Raw genomic sequence first — 13,369 nt, 5'->3', positions numbered from 1 at the left:
AAGGTGATTTGACCCCGAGCGGCGGCGAGCTGCAGCTGGACAGTGCGAAAAGCGAAGGCGAGCGGCTTCTTCCGACGGTTATCTAGTTTTGAAGGAACGATTTCTTCTCATGATGCGGAAGTAGTTCAGCGGTAGAACACCACCTTGCCAAGGTGGGGGTCGCGGGTTCGAGTCCCGTCTTCCGCTTTTCTATCATGCGCTCGTAGCTCAATTGGATAGAGCATCTGACTACGGATCAGAAGGTTAGGGGTTCGAATCCTCTCGAGCGCGTTTAATCAACTTAAAAAGTATTGACAAAAAAACGATTAGCGATTATATTCTTATTGCAGTCGTCTTTAAGACAATTTCATTGATACTGATCATGCGGGTGTAGTTTAATGGTAAAACCTCAGCTTCCCAAGCTGAAGTCGTGGGTTCGATTCCCATCACCCGCTTTCCTTTATTTTGTTTTGATATTGTTTATCTGCCTGCCGTCCAGGCACATATGTACATGTCCCAGTAGCTCAGCCGGATAGAGCAACGAGCAAAGTCATCTTCGAAATGGCTGCGAGTTGTCCCGACGCACCAAGCTTCCTTGAATGGGCTTGTAGAGGAAGGGACAGCGGGAATATTGGAGTGTACTGTTGATTATGTCCCAGTAGCTCAGTCGGATAGAGCAGCGGCCTTCTAAGCCGTCGGTCGGGAGTTCGAGTCTCTCCTGGGACGCCACCTACATATGAAAAGATGCGCAAAATAGCCCTAAAACAAACCCTCTATCAGAAACATCGAATTCTTCGATGTGGCGATCGAGGGTTTTTTGTTTTGGACGGAAGCTATGACAACAGCCTGCTAAGGCTGGGGAAATTCGGATGGCTCAGCTGGATAGAGCAACGAGCCCAACATCTTTGAATCTACTGCGAGTTGCCCCGACGCATCCGGCTTCATCGAATAAGCTTGTAGAGGAAGGGGCATCGGCCCTAAGCCGTCGGTCGGGAGTTCGAGTCTCTCCTGGGACGCCATTTACATATGGAAGGAACGCATGGAAGTGCGTGAAAGAAAGTCTCCTATTACGAGCAACCGGATCAGCGGGTGCTGTGATAGGAGGCTTTATCTTTTATTTTTCGGGAATCCGAAAGAATCCCATAGTTTTTGAAAAAATTTTGCGCGAATTTTGCATGGGGATAAGGAAGGCCTCTTTTGCCTTTGCAGGTGAAGAGGCCTTTTCATTTCACTGTTTTGTGCCAGGTTCGCTTTTTTTAATCATTCCTAGGCGTTCTTTTAAGGCAAATTGCAGAAGTTGCGAAAAATTAATCCCTTCTGCTTCCGCGGCGTCATTTAACCATTTGGGGATCGTCAATGTTTTCTTAATTGATTTATTTTCCATTTCGTCACGGATATAGTCGGTCCACGCTTCAATCATAGAGACAAACGCGCCTTGGGGGATGGCTAATTTTTTAGGATCAGATGGTGCCGGAATAGGCTCGCTATCTTCTTCCATTCCGTAAAGGTATCCTTCTAAAGCATCTTTTGCCATACGAAATGCCTCTTCTAAAGTAGAACCTTCTGTAATACATCCTGGCAAATCCGGAAATGTGACGGTATATCCTTCACTCCCATCGGATCCGGGATCGAAAATAGCAGGGAAATAATATTTAGCCAATATGGCAAACCTCCTTTCGCAAAAGGGCTATTTCAGCCCTGCCTGCTTTAGTATTGAGTGCACTGTTTCGGGTTTTAAGTCTTTTCGCGGATGGGGAACGGTTACTGTTCCTTTTTTCGTTGGATGTTTGAAATGATGATGACTGCCGACTACTCTATGTAAGTACCATCCGTCTTTTTTCAGTAGTTTAATCAGTTCTTTCGATGAAATGTTTATTCCTCCTTTCCACATTTTTATTATAACACGTATGAATGATACGTGTAAAAGTGCTTTTCAAGGGGACGTGAGCAGGAAACGATGCAACATATTCGAAAAACACTCGAACAAAGCTTTATCATCGGCCGATCCATTGATCGGATGGCAAAGAAATTGTAGGAGTGACCGATGTAGCCTATTCGCGAGCCGAAGCGTTGGTGAGAACCGAGGCCAACTTCTTTCACAACTTGGCGGCCCACAACAGCTATCGCGACGCAGGGATGGAGAAATACGAAATTTTGGCTACGCTCGATATAAAAAGCAGCTTGAGCAGCGAGATCATGATTTGAAACAGCTTAAAAAGCAGGCGGAAGGACATGAAGAGCTGCAAACGAAGCTCGTGGAATAGGGGGAGCGTTATCAACATGAAAGGGACGTCATGGGATAGAACCGTGAATTGATGATCCTTGGGGAAGTGAATGATGGCAGTTGGTCGGCGCCGCGTTTTTGTCTTGCAAATGAAAACAAATTGAAACGTTCCTTTCCGCGAAAGTTTGTTAAAATGTATAGAATAGAAATAAAATCATAAAACGTGCCATACAATGAACATGCATGGCAAATATACGAGTCAGGTGATCGACATGGAGTTTGAACAGCAACTTGTTCATAAAACATTTTACGAGACGTTGATCGGTGCGGGGGAATGCGACATTGTCGGCGCGCTTGGCGATATTTTTTTCACTGCGCATCGGGATGGCGCTGATTTGTCGTCGATTCGCTTTGCCCAAGGGGAAGTGTATTTCCACCGCCGCGACTATGAAGCGGCCATTTTTAAATGGGAACAAGTCCATAACGACGACTTGCGCCCTTGGGCGCAAAAAAACATCGCCGACAGTTACTATGAGCTTGGACGGCTTGAGTTGGCCGAGGAGCTGTACCGCTCGATTGAGACGGAAAGCGAAACGTTGCAAGCGGAAATCATTTTACGCCTGTTTTCGCTCTACCGCGAGTTGGGGGAGAAAGAGAAAGCCGATGACATGATTAAGCGCGGCGTGACGCTGTATCCGGATTATCCGAATATGACCGAATGGGCGCGTGCCTTTTTCGAGGAGCAAGGCGACTGGCAAAGTGCGGTTGAACTGGCTTTAGGAGAGGCGGTGCGGACGTCGGCGCGCCGCTGGGCGGACATCTTGACCGGTTATGTGGAACAAGGACATGCGCGAACGATGACGCCCGCGCGGTTTTCACGCTGCCTAGCGCTGTTGTACGAAACGGATCGCGTGAAGTTTGAACGGCTTGTGCAGGCGCTATGGAACGGTTATCGGGATGGAGACCTCTATTTTTCGTGGCTCGCGGAGTGGAACCGCCTCTATGACGAGTTGGCGATCGGCCGCGACTACGACTGGAAGCGAATTCCTGGACTTTTAGGGGAAGCCTATGCGGGATTGATGAAAGGGCCGTACCGATTGAAAGAGTTAGTGGAGGTTGTTCCACCGCTTGTCAAAAGCTGGGTGAATTTAGCTGACGGTCCGGAGACAGCGGCGGCCGCGGCTGCCTTGTTGGCGTGGAGTGAGAAATTCCCTGAGGCGTTTGAGGAAGAAACGGTCAATGACGCCGCTAAGCGGCTCGTCCGTGCGGGCCGACAAGAAGGGGAAATGGGTGCGTCGCTGTTTGAAGAAATTGCCGATTGGGCGGAAGAACAGCGGGCGGGCTCGCATTTCCGCTTCCGCTGGTTCGTGCGGCAGCTGTCCGATCCGCGGACGCATTTCGTTTTGGTCGCTGGGGCGTCGCGCCATGAGCGGTTGGCGTTTTTGCGGACGTTGGTCGGCGAGGCAGCGTTGGCGGCGCCGTCTGCGCCGGTGCTTGCGTGGAGAAACGGCGGAGAGATGGAAGTCGCGAAAATCAGCGACGACCAGTTTACCGTTTTTTCAAGCATTGACGAATTTCAACAGGCATCAGGCGGCCGCGGAAGCCGATTCTCCGATGACGCTGTCATTGAATGCACGGCGCCGTTTTCACTCGTGCCGCAAGGGATTGTCTTGTTGGATATCGGCCCGCTCGGCGGGCGCGCTTCATCCGACCATGAAGCGCTTGTGTCGTTTTCGCTTGCTGACAGCATTCTCTTTCTTCTTAACGGCGAAGATCCGTTTTCTAGCGCCGATGAACAGTTGATGCTGCAGCTTCGCGAGCGGGCGCCGTCTGCGCCGATGTACGTTTTGCTTCCTCCGGGCGACGGGATGGTGGATGAAGAGGAGACGGCGAGAATCGTTGAGGAAGTTGAAGCGCATATTCGTACGATCGTTCCGGGAGCCAGCGTCATTGTCTATTCGCCGCATGCGCCAAGCCGCAAGCAGCAACAATCCCTCGTCGGTTGGCTTGAGGAGATGCGTCGCCATGTATCACCGGTCCGCCGCGAGGAAGCGATTTTAACGACGATCCGCCAGTTCATCGCCCATTTGTTCCGGCAACGGGCCGAGGCGGAAAGCCGGCTGGCGGAGCTGGTCGTGTGGAAAAAAGAAATGGCGGCCAAACTCAGCGGCGCCATTCATCAGCTCGGCGACCTGCAAGAGGAGAAAACGGCCAAAGCGGCAAAGTCGTTCCGCACTGTGTTGGCGGAAGTGCGGGCCGAGCTGTCAGCGGCGATTCCCGATCTGTTGCGCAACATGGCGGAGCTTGTGAGCGAAGACAGCGATTTTTCCCGCTTGCATCTTGAACTGAACGACAAAGCGAACGAACGGCTTCGCGCTTATCTCAACGAAGAGGTGTTGCCAAAGCTGCGCCGCGCCATGGAACAGTGGATTGCAGCGACGGAAGACGAATTCAACGAATGCCAAGTGTTTTTGCATGAAATGGGCGAAGGGTTTAACGCCATGTTCGGCGAGGAGCGGCTCAAGCTCGAATGCGATTTTCGCATCCTCGCCGATTGGCGGCGCGATATGGATCGGTTGATCAGCGGGGTGCAAATGGACAAGGTGAACGTTTTCTTGCGGAGAACGCCAAGCCAGCTGCTGTTGAAAGGGGCAGGCAAACTGCTCGGTGCCTTCACGCAAAACAAGGCGATGCTGGCGCAAAAGTATAAGCAGTTCATCCAGACGCAAGATTACGCTGAGGCGGCGGAGGCGATCATTCAGCAGCTGCTGCTGCCGTTTGAATGGTTTGCCAAATCGCTTGAGCGTGACGTCACCCAATTTTTCCACGCGCCATTGACGGCGCTCGATGAAACGTTGAAACGGCTGGAGCTGGAGATCGCCGCCCAGGAAGGCGAGCTCAAACATATGCGCAAAAACCCTGAGGCGTACCGCGACCCGCTCGTGCTCTTTGGCATTCGTTTGCGGCAATGCGAGCAGCTGGCGCAGGCGGCATCCGCCGCTGTGCAATTGCTGCAGGACGAAAACAAGCCAATCGGTTCGGTCTAATGGTTCCATGCGGAACCGTGTTTGAACGGAATAAGGCTGCGTCAACGGTCGGGTCTGGCCGCTCGTTTGGCGCAGCCTTATTGTTTAGAGCTGGCGAAACTGATTACGACAGTTCGAATGCCCAGTTGCCATTGCGGAAAATCGGTTCGCGTTTGCCGTCTTTTGTCACGCCGTCAATGTTCAGCTCAGCTGAGCCGATCATAAAGTCGACGTGGACGAGGCTGTCGTTGACGCCGCGGCGGTCGAGCTCCTCTTTGGCGAGCGATGCGCCGTTTTTGATGTTCGTCGGATACGCCTTGCCGAGCGCGAAATGGCAAGCGGCGTTTTCGTCAAACAGTGTGTTGTAAAAAATGAGATTGGACAGCGACACCGGCGATTCGTGCGGCACGAGGGCGACTTCCCCGAGGCGGCGCGCCCCGTCATCAGTGTCAAGCAAATGCTTCAGCGTTTCATACCCCTCTTCGGCGCTGAAGTCGACGACTTGACCGTCTTTGAACGTGAGCGTAAACCCATCGATCACGTTGCCGTTGTAATTGAGCGGCTTCGTGTTGCGCACCGTGCCGTTGACGCCGTCTTTATGGGGCATCGTGAATACTTCCTCGGTCGGAATATTTGGATTGAAGCGCACGCCGCTTTGACTTGTCGCCGCGCCGCCGTGCCAAACGTGCCCGTCGACGAGCTCAACCGTGAGATTGGTGCCCGGCGCTTCGTAAACGAGCTGTTTGTATTGCTTTTCATTCAAGTAATCGACGATGCGGGCGAGCTGGTCGTTATGTTCGCGCCAGGCAGCGATCGGATCGTCTTGGTCGACGCGGACGATGCGGAAAATGGCTTCCCATAATTTGTCGATGGCTTCTTCATCACGCAGATCGCCGAATACTTTTTGCGCCCAAGCAGCCGTCGGAACGGAAATGAGCGACCAGCAGTTCCGATCGGCCATAATGGCGCTCCGGTAGTTGGCGAGCGCTTGAGCCGCTGTTTTATTGGCCGTCGCGATCCGCTTTGGATCGACGTCTTTTAACAGGTCGGGATTAGGGGCGTAAATCGATAAAAAAGCGGCCCCTTGTTCCGCGAGCTCCTCCATCGCTCTCGCCCGCCACATCGGGTATTCGGAAAATGCTTCATCCGGTGCGTGTGTAAATTTGATGTATGTAAGCGCCTCGTCGTTCCATTCGACATACACGTGCTTTGCTCCAGTTTCATACGCGGTTTTGGCGATTTTTCGCACGAGCGGCGCCGCCTCAAGCGGGGCGTTGACAAACAGCGTCTGTCCGGGCTGAATGTTCACGCCGACTTTCACCGCCAGCTCGGCATATTTGTCCAATTCCTTCTCCCAACGGTTCATCTTGCTCACTCCTTTTTTTGGATTCATCTCCACTTTATTATAATTCGGGCCGTCTCGCAACTTGCGGCGCTTCACATGTTGATTCTGTCCGGATGGAAGCAAAACTTTCCAATGTGGGAGTCATCCTAATGCTGGAATAAATGGATGGTTTGACACATATGTAAAGAGTAAAGAGATTTCCATTGTGAAGAGCAACGAATCTCGTTGTCACCGGCACTATCGTTGCAGCCTGATGATAGTGCCTTTTTTATGGAAAGAGGGTGGGATGGCGGATCGAGAGGGACGTACCGGCAGATCAGGAGTGCGCCTGCGCAAAACCATACAAACAGGGAGGAACAGCGATGAATGGCATCATCTTGGCGGAACTCGTGCTGTATTGTCTTGTGATGGCGGCGCTTGGCTATTGGTATGGGAAAAAGGAGATGAGCCATTCCGACTTTTTGCTTGGCGAAAAAAAACTCCCCGGTTGGGCGCTTGCTTTTTCCGAGCGGGCGACGGGGGAATCGGCATGGCTGCTGCTTGGCTATACGGGGTTTGTGTTTGCGAGCGGTCTTTCCGCCATTTGGGTGGCTGTCGGCATTGTCATCGGCATCGTGTGCGCCTGGCTTTTTTTGGCGGATCGGTTCCGGCAAGAGGCGGAGCGGTACGGCGCTTTGACGCTGCCCGGTTATTTAGCCAAACGGTTCGGCGCGCACGGACAAACGATTTTATGGCTTTCCACCGTCTTAATTTTCAGTTTCATGATGTTTTACTTCAGTGCGCAAATCGCCGGTGCAGGCAAGACGTTGTTTGCTGTGTTTCATATTGATCCGCAGCTTGGCATGGTCATCAGTGTGGCGATTGTCATCATTTTGTCCTATACCGGCGGGTTCGTCAGCGTCGTCTGGACGGATATGATTCAAAGTGTGCTTATGCTGGCGACGCTTGTGATTTTGCCCATTGTGGCGCTCGTGGAAATTTACAGCGGCGGGCTGTCGATCAGCGCGGCGCTTCATCAGGCCAAACCGGGCCTCGACTCATGGACGGGCGGGGCAGCGGGTTTTGCGCTCGGGCTGCTGTTGTTTAACAATTTTGCCTGGTTTTTCGGCTATCTTGGCGGCCAGCCACAGTTGAGCGTCCGCTTCATGGCACTAAAAGACGCCCGCGAGGCGAAAACGGCCAAAACAGTGGCCATCATTTGGACGTTGCTGGCCTATGGCGGCGCGTTTTTGATTGGCCTTGCGGCGATTGCACTTTACCAGGGCGACTCATTGGCCGATGTTGAAACGGTATTGCCGCATATGGCGTTGGATTTGCTGCCGCCGTGGCTGGCGGGGCTGCTGCTGTCGGGCATTTTGGCCGCCATCGTGACAACAGCCGATTCGCAGCTGCTCGTGATTACAAGTTCCATTAGCGAAGATATTGTCCGCCGCTCGCTGCGCCTTCGCCTGTCGGAAAAGCAGCTTGTCGCCCTTTCCCGCGCGGTTGTGGTCATCGCCGGGCTGCTTGGCTTGGTGCTGGCGATGACATCAGAATCGCTTGTGTATTTCATTGTCAGTTGGGCGTGGGCGGGAATCGGTTGCACGCTGTCGCCGGCCATTTTGTTGGCCTTCTTTTGGAAACGGTATTCCGGTATCGGCGTCATCGCGACCATTGTTGCCGGTTTTGCCAGCACGGTCCTTTGGATTTCCTCGCCGCTTGAGGAGATCATTAGCTCGCGGTTTACGACGTTTGCCATTGCTTTGGCCGCCGGCGTGCTGTTCAGCCTGCTGTTCCCTGATCGGCAGCGGGCGAAGTAATTCGCCCGACGGCCGTTATCGACAAAGGTATCCCAAAAGAGATTGGGATACCTTTTTTCATTCAATTCAAGAAAATGTGTTGCGCTTTGTTTGAAAGGAAATTCTCTGCCGAGCCCTTGCCCAAGGCGACGGTAATGGATTGAGAAAAGCGGCGCTGTTCACTGTTTGTCCATCACTTCTTGAACATATTGTGAAATAGTGAACAAATATATTTCGCTTGCTAAAAAAAGAAGTATGATAAAAGTGTAAGCAACATCTTCCAAAACGTCCGGCCGCAGCGTATAAATGACCGCCATCACGCCGCGCAGGCTGCTCCGGGCTTCCTAACAGCCGCTCCTTCTCCAATGTGGAAGGGGCGGCTGTTTGCCGCATCGGAGAAAATGGTTGGCTGTTTGAAAAAGGAAAACGGGCGAATGACGGCGAAATGATATGCATATGGATAAAGCAGGGGACATGAACAACCATTTGAGAGCGTTTTCTGATAGGAAACATACTAACCGTTCAGTATTTTAACGAAGGATGGTGAAACTGATGAACGAAACGCGCCCGTATTGGCCAGGCGGGCTGCCGACGGAGCTCCGCTACGCGCTTGGCGAACAGCCTCTGTACGACTATTTGCGCCATCGCGGCGAACGCGAGGAAAACGAGCCGGCGTACATCTTCTATAACAAGGTGATGACGTGGGGAACATTGCTCGATCACGTCCGCCGTTTTGCCCGCTATTTGCGGGAAAAAGGGGTGGGAAAAGGAAGCTATGTCGCCTTGTACATGCAAAACTGCCCGCAATACATCATCGCCCATTTTGCCGTTCAGCAGTTGGGCGGCATCGTTGTTCCGCTCAACCCGATGTACCGGGAATCAGAGCTTGCCTACTTTTTCACCGAAGTGCCGCTGGCCGGCATCATCGCCGGAGAAGAAGGATTGCCGCGCGTTCGACAAGCGGAACAACAAACAGCCCCGCTGTCGTTTATCGTCGCGTGCCATTACGGCGATTACGCCGATCCGTCTGGGGAGATCCCGCTTTGCGCCGAGCTTGCGCAACCGAAAGAGCCGATGAGCGGCGCGGACGATTTTGCCGCCATTATTGCCGCTTATCCGCCTCTTGAGGAGGCCGCTGCCATTGACTTATGGAACGATGTCGGGCTGATCATTTTCACATCCGGCACGACCGGGCGGCCGAAAGGGGCGATGCTGACGTATGGCAACGCGCTGTTTAAGACGGCCGCGTCTGCGCAGGCGAACCGGTTGACAGAAAAAGCGGAAGTGCTGATGGCCCATTCGCCGCTTTGCCATATCGCCGGGATGGTGATGGGGCTGAATACGCCGGTGTACACGGGGAATCCGTGCGTGCTGTTCACCCGCTTTGACCCGATGGCGACGATCAAGGCCGTTGAAATGTACAAGGTGACAGCCTGGTACAGCATCGCGCCGATGAATGCAGCCATTTTGCAAGTGCTGCCAACCACTTCTGCCGACTTGTCAAGTTTAAAACGCAACTTGGCGACGAGCTTCGGTCTGCCGGTGACGAAAGACCTTGCCGCGCGTTGGGCGGAAGCGACCGGCGGGTGCTTGCTGTATGAGGCGGCATATGGGCTGAGCGAGACGCATACGTGCGACACGTTTATGCCGGATGATCGCGTGAAATTCGGCTCGTGCGGCATCCCAACGTATGAGACGGACATCCGCATCATCGACCCGGAAACGAAACAGGAGCTTGGGCCCGGACGGTCGGGGGAAATTGTCGTCAAAAATCCAGGTGTCTTTAAAGGCTACTTCCGCCGCGATGACGCGACGAACGAGACGCTGAAAGACGGGTGGGTGTACACAGGTGATATCGGGTATATCGATGAAGACGGCTATTTGTATTTCCAAGGCCGGTTGAAAGAAATGATCAAAGTGTCCGGCTACAGCGTCTTTCCGGAAGACGTCGAGGCGCTGTTGAACGAGCATCCGGCCGTTAAGCAATGCGCGGTCATCGGCGTGCCTGACCCGGCGAAAGGGGAAGTGCCGAAAGCGTTTGTCGTTCTCCATGATTCGTACAAAGGAAGGGTGGCGCCGTCTGACTTGATCGAATGGGCGAAAACGCATATGGCGGCGTTCAAATATCCGCGCTATGTCGAGCTGATTGACGAGCTGCCGGCGACGCCTTCCGGAAAAGTATTGCGAAAGCTGCTGCCAAGGGGCTAACATAGCGGCGGGGTTTGATGCGGGCCGCCCCGCCTTTTTCTGCCAAAGGGGGATCGCGATGAAACATTTGCGGCACTTAACAGACGAACTGATGGCGAAAAAAGCGCGCGCCGCGCTAGGCGGCGGAGAAGAGAAAATCGCCAAGCAGCACGCGAAAGGGCTGCTGACGGCCAGGGAGCGGATCGAACGGCTTGTGGATGCCGAAACTTTTGTCGAGTTCGGACAGCTGAACGCGTCCGACCAACCCGATTTGGAAGAAACGACGTATGGAGACGGGCTCGTCGCCGGCATCGGCAAAGTAAGCGGCCGCCCTGCCGTCGTGATCGCCGGGGATAAAACGGTGCTCGCTGGCACGGAGGGAAACGTCCATTTGCGCAAATCGCGGCAAATGCATGCGTTGGCCGTGAGAAATGGCTTGCCGATGTTTTTCCTCCATGAAGGCGGCGGGCTGCGCATGCCGGACGGAATGGGGTCGGACGGGATCAGCGACAAATTGTTTCCGCGCGAGCTGCTCACTCATCACCGACAAGTGCCGACAATGGCGGCGATTTTGGGAGACAGCTACGGCGGTCCGACATGGACGGCGGTCAGCTGCGACTTTGTCACGCAGCTGAAGGGGACATGCATGGCGATCGCCGGGCCGCGCATGCTCGAGCTGGCAAACGGGCAGCGCGTTTCTCCAGAAGAGCTTGGGGGCGTAGACATTCATCACCAGTATACAGGGCAAATTGACGCCGATGGCGAGACGGAGGAGGAATGCATCGGGCAGCTGAAACGATTTTTCTCGTACATGCCGCAAAACGCGAACGAGCGGCCGCCAATGCGGAAGACGGACGATGACCCATACCGGATGGTGGAGGAAGTGTTTTCGATTTTGCCGGACAGACGAAACCGCGTCTATGATATGCGAAACATCATCGCCTGCCTTGTCGATGACGGCGACTATTTTGAGTGCCAGAAAAAATTCGGCAAAGCGCTCATCACCGTTTTGGCTCATTTGAACGGCCATGTAGTCGGCATCATCGCCAATCAGCCCAACCAATACGCAGGAGCGCCCGGGCCGCAGGAATGCCAAAAGGCGACGGAATTCATTTGTTTGTGCGACTCGTACCATATTCCACTCATTTTTTTGCATGATACGCCTGGCTTTCGGATCAGCGCCGAGGCGGAAAAAGCGAAAATGGCGACGAAAATTATGGTGTGGAATCAGGCGCTTGCTCTATCAACCGTCCCGAAAATTTCGGTTGTCATCCGCAAAAGCATCGGCGCGGCGTACGGCAATATGTGCGGACCGGGGATGGGAGCGGATGTGGTCGTCGCCTGGCCGAGCGCGGAAATCAATTTCACCGGTCCGGAAGTCGGCGTCAACGTCGTATACGGCCGCGAGCTTGAACGCGCCGACAACCCGCATGAGCGGCGTCAGGAGCTGCTCAAACAGTGGTCGTTTGACAGTTCGCCGTATGGGGCGGCGCGAAAGCATTTGATTGATGACGTCATCCATCCGGCAAAGACGCGGAAGTTCCTTTGCCAAACGCTCGAATACTTATTGACGTCCAAGCGCGAAAAAAGCGAGCGTTTGCTTGCCGCTTGGCCGACGGGGTTTTAATAGAAGCCAGTGAGAAGTCCCCCTCTACCAATGGTGGAGGGGGCTGCGCTTGGCTGTTCGCCTCTCTTTCATCGAGGGGTAGCTATCGGCCACCGCATGTGGGATGTTAAAAGTCGGGAAAGACATTGACAATCCAATGGAAATGGAATATTCTTTAATTAGAAAGATGTCTAAATATCGAATGTTTTACTCTATATTTAGACAGTTTTCTAAATGTCTAACTATATACACGCATGAAAAACTGTTTGCATGTGCCGCATAGGAAATAACGACAAACGAAAGATACCCCTCAGCGGCCAATCCAACTCTTGAAGGTGTATCCAAAACTCGTTCACAAGGTGGGATCGCCATTGTCGTTCAACGAAGCGTTTAAAGCGATCGCCGACCCGACGCGCCGGAAAATTTTATCCTTGCTGCGAAAAGGGGATTTGACGGCAGGGGAAATCGCCTCGCATTTTGATATGCAAAAACCGAGCGTCTCGCATCATCTGAAAGTGTTGAAACAGGCCGACTTGGTGCAGGACCGTCGGGAGGGCCAGCATATCTATTACTCGCTCAATACGACGGTGTTTCAAGATTTGCTCCGCTGGTTTTACGATTTTGTCGAAAAGGGGGAGAGAAACGATGAGGATTAGCCGGCTTGCGATTGTGCTTACTGCTTTGGCATATTTATTAAGTTTGGCCGCCCTCCCGTATTTGCCGGACCAAGTGGCGATTCATTGGAACGCTTCCGGCGAAGCAGATGGCTTCAGCAACAAATGGTTGGGCGCGTTTCTTCCGCCCTTATTGATGACATTTCTCATCATTTTGATGGGAGTGCTGCCGAAGTTCGACCCGAAAAAAGAAAGTTACGGCCGTTTTCAAAAAAGCTACGGCATTTTCAATGCGGCGCTCGCATGCTTTTTCTTTGTGCTGCACGTCGTGACATTGGTGTACAATCTCGGGTTTCCGGTCGATGTTGGGCTGCTCGTGCCGCTTGGCGTCGGGGCGCTGTTTATTGTGCTTGGAAACTACATGCCGAAAATCAAACATAATTATTTCGTCGGCATCCGCACGCCGTGGACGTTGGAAAGCGAGACCGTTTGGAACAAAACGCACCGCTTCGGCGGCAAAGTGTTTATCGCGATGGGGATTTTGTCGATGCTGACCGTGTTTTGGCGCGGGGAGATGCAGTTTGTATTGTTTATCCTCGTCATTGTTTTT

The 13,369-nt window shown here is 53.2% G+C and carries 10 protein-coding genes and 4 tRNA genes; 11 read left to right on the top strand and 3 right to left on the bottom strand.

The window, feature by feature from the left end:
* The first annotated feature begins 114 nt into the window (after window positions 1-114).
* The 4 genes from GJ1_RS16030 to GJ1_RS16015 all read left to right on the top strand — a co-directional run bounded on the left by GJ1_RS16030 (window position 115) and on the right by GJ1_RS16015 (window position 708).
* Window positions 115-186, top strand: a tRNA-Gly gene (locus tag GJ1_RS16030).
* A 10-nt stretch (window positions 187-196) separates the two neighbouring features.
* Window positions 197-270: transfer RNA gene (locus tag GJ1_RS16025), tRNA-Arg, on the top strand.
* Between the two features lie 93 nt (window positions 271-363).
* Window positions 364-434: transfer RNA gene (locus tag GJ1_RS16020), tRNA-Gly, on the top strand.
* Window positions 435-631: 197 nt separating this feature from the next.
* Window positions 632-708, top strand: a tRNA-Arg gene (locus GJ1_RS16015).
* Between the two features lie 499 nt (window positions 709-1,207).
* Here GJ1_RS16015 and GJ1_RS16010 read toward each other — a convergent pair.
* Window positions 1,208-1,639 carry a type II toxin-antitoxin system HicB family antitoxin gene (locus GJ1_RS16010; protein WP_066234576.1) on the bottom strand — a complete coding sequence of 144 codons (432 nt, stop codon included), beginning with the start codon at window positions 1,637-1,639 and terminating at the stop codon, window positions 1,208-1,210.
* Window positions 1,640-1,666: 27 nt separating this feature from the next.
* Window positions 1,667-1,870: a type II toxin-antitoxin system HicA family toxin gene (locus GJ1_RS18080; protein WP_217994774.1), complete on the bottom strand. Its 204-nt coding sequence runs from the start codon at window positions 1,868-1,870 to the stop codon at window positions 1,667-1,669.
* A 146-nt stretch (window positions 1,871-2,016) separates the two neighbouring features.
* On the opposite strand from GJ1_RS18080, the gene GJ1_RS19155 reads away from it, so the two are divergent.
* A complete protein-coding gene (locus GJ1_RS19155; protein ID WP_245629432.1) occupies window positions 2,017-2,184 on the top strand; it encodes a structural protein in 168 nt (55 codons plus the stop codon).
* Between the two features lie 252 nt (window positions 2,185-2,436).
* On the top strand, window positions 2,437-5,250 hold the full coding sequence (locus tag GJ1_RS16005; protein ID WP_066234575.1) for a tetratricopeptide repeat protein: 2,814 nt from the start codon (window positions 2,437-2,439) through the stop codon (window positions 5,248-5,250).
* A 103-nt stretch (window positions 5,251-5,353) separates the two neighbouring features.
* On the opposite strand, the gene GJ1_RS16000 is transcribed toward GJ1_RS16005, so the two are convergent.
* Window positions 5,354-6,595 (bottom strand): aminopeptidase, encoded by a 1,242-nt coding sequence (locus tag GJ1_RS16000; protein ID WP_066234572.1) that lies wholly within the window; start codon window positions 6,593-6,595, stop codon window positions 5,354-5,356.
* Window positions 6,596-6,936: 341 nt separating this feature from the next.
* On the opposite strand from GJ1_RS16000, the gene GJ1_RS15995 reads away from it, so the two are divergent.
* The 5 genes from GJ1_RS15995 to GJ1_RS15975 form a co-directional block, all read left to right on the top strand.
* Window positions 6,937-8,373, top strand: coding sequence for a sodium/proline symporter (locus GJ1_RS15995; RefSeq protein ID WP_066234570.1), 1,437 nt, complete (start codon window positions 6,937-6,939; stop codon window positions 8,371-8,373).
* A gap of 531 nt (window positions 8,374-8,904) precedes the next feature.
* Window positions 8,905-10,560, top strand: a complete 1,656-nt coding sequence (locus tag GJ1_RS15990; protein ID WP_066234567.1) for a class I adenylate-forming enzyme family protein — start codon at window positions 8,905-8,907, stop codon at window positions 10,558-10,560.
* Window positions 10,561-10,618: 58 nt separating this feature from the next.
* Window positions 10,619-12,166 (top strand): acyl-CoA carboxylase subunit beta, encoded by a 1,548-nt coding sequence (locus GJ1_RS15985; protein ID WP_066234564.1) that lies wholly within the window; start codon window positions 10,619-10,621, stop codon window positions 12,164-12,166.
* A 350-nt stretch (window positions 12,167-12,516) separates the two neighbouring features.
* Complete coding sequence (locus GJ1_RS15980; protein WP_066234561.1) at window positions 12,517-12,801, top strand: autorepressor SdpR family transcription factor; 285 nt, start codon at window positions 12,517-12,519, stop codon at window positions 12,799-12,801.
* A partial coding sequence (locus GJ1_RS15975) for an SdpI family protein (protein ID WP_066234577.1) occupies window positions 12,791-13,369 on the top strand: 579 nt, incomplete at its 3' end. The genes GJ1_RS15980 and GJ1_RS15975, both read left to right, overlap by 11 nt.

The organism is Geobacillus jurassicus NBRC 107829, from assembly GCF_001544315.1.
GTDB lineage: Bacteria > Bacillota > Bacilli > Bacillales > Anoxybacillaceae > Geobacillus > Geobacillus jurassicus.
The sequence above is the reverse complement of the archived record's forward strand: the minus strand, read 5'-3'. Positions and strand labels throughout refer to the sequence as shown.

Bases quoted from the DNA above. Each gene is read 5' to 3' on its own strand.
- GJ1_RS18080 (WP_217994774.1), bottom strand. From the start codon at position 1,870: ATGTGGAAAGGAGGAATAAACATTTCATCGAAAGAACTGATTAAACTA.
- GJ1_RS16005 (WP_066234575.1), top strand. From the start codon at position 2,437: ATGAACATGCATGGCAAATATACGAGTCAGGTGATCGACATGGAGTTT.
- GJ1_RS16000 (WP_066234572.1), bottom strand. From the start codon at position 6,595: ATGAACCGTTGGGAGAAGGAATTGGACAAATATGCCGAGCTGGCGGTG.
- GJ1_RS15995 (WP_066234570.1), top strand. From the start codon at position 6,937: ATGAATGGCATCATCTTGGCGGAACTCGTGCTGTATTGTCTTGTGATG.
- GJ1_RS15990 (WP_066234567.1), top strand. From the start codon at position 8,905: ATGAACGAAACGCGCCCGTATTGGCCAGGCGGGCTGCCGACGGAGCTC.
- GJ1_RS15985 (WP_066234564.1), top strand. From the start codon at position 10,619: ATGAAACATTTGCGGCACTTAACAGACGAACTGATGGCGAAAAAAGCG.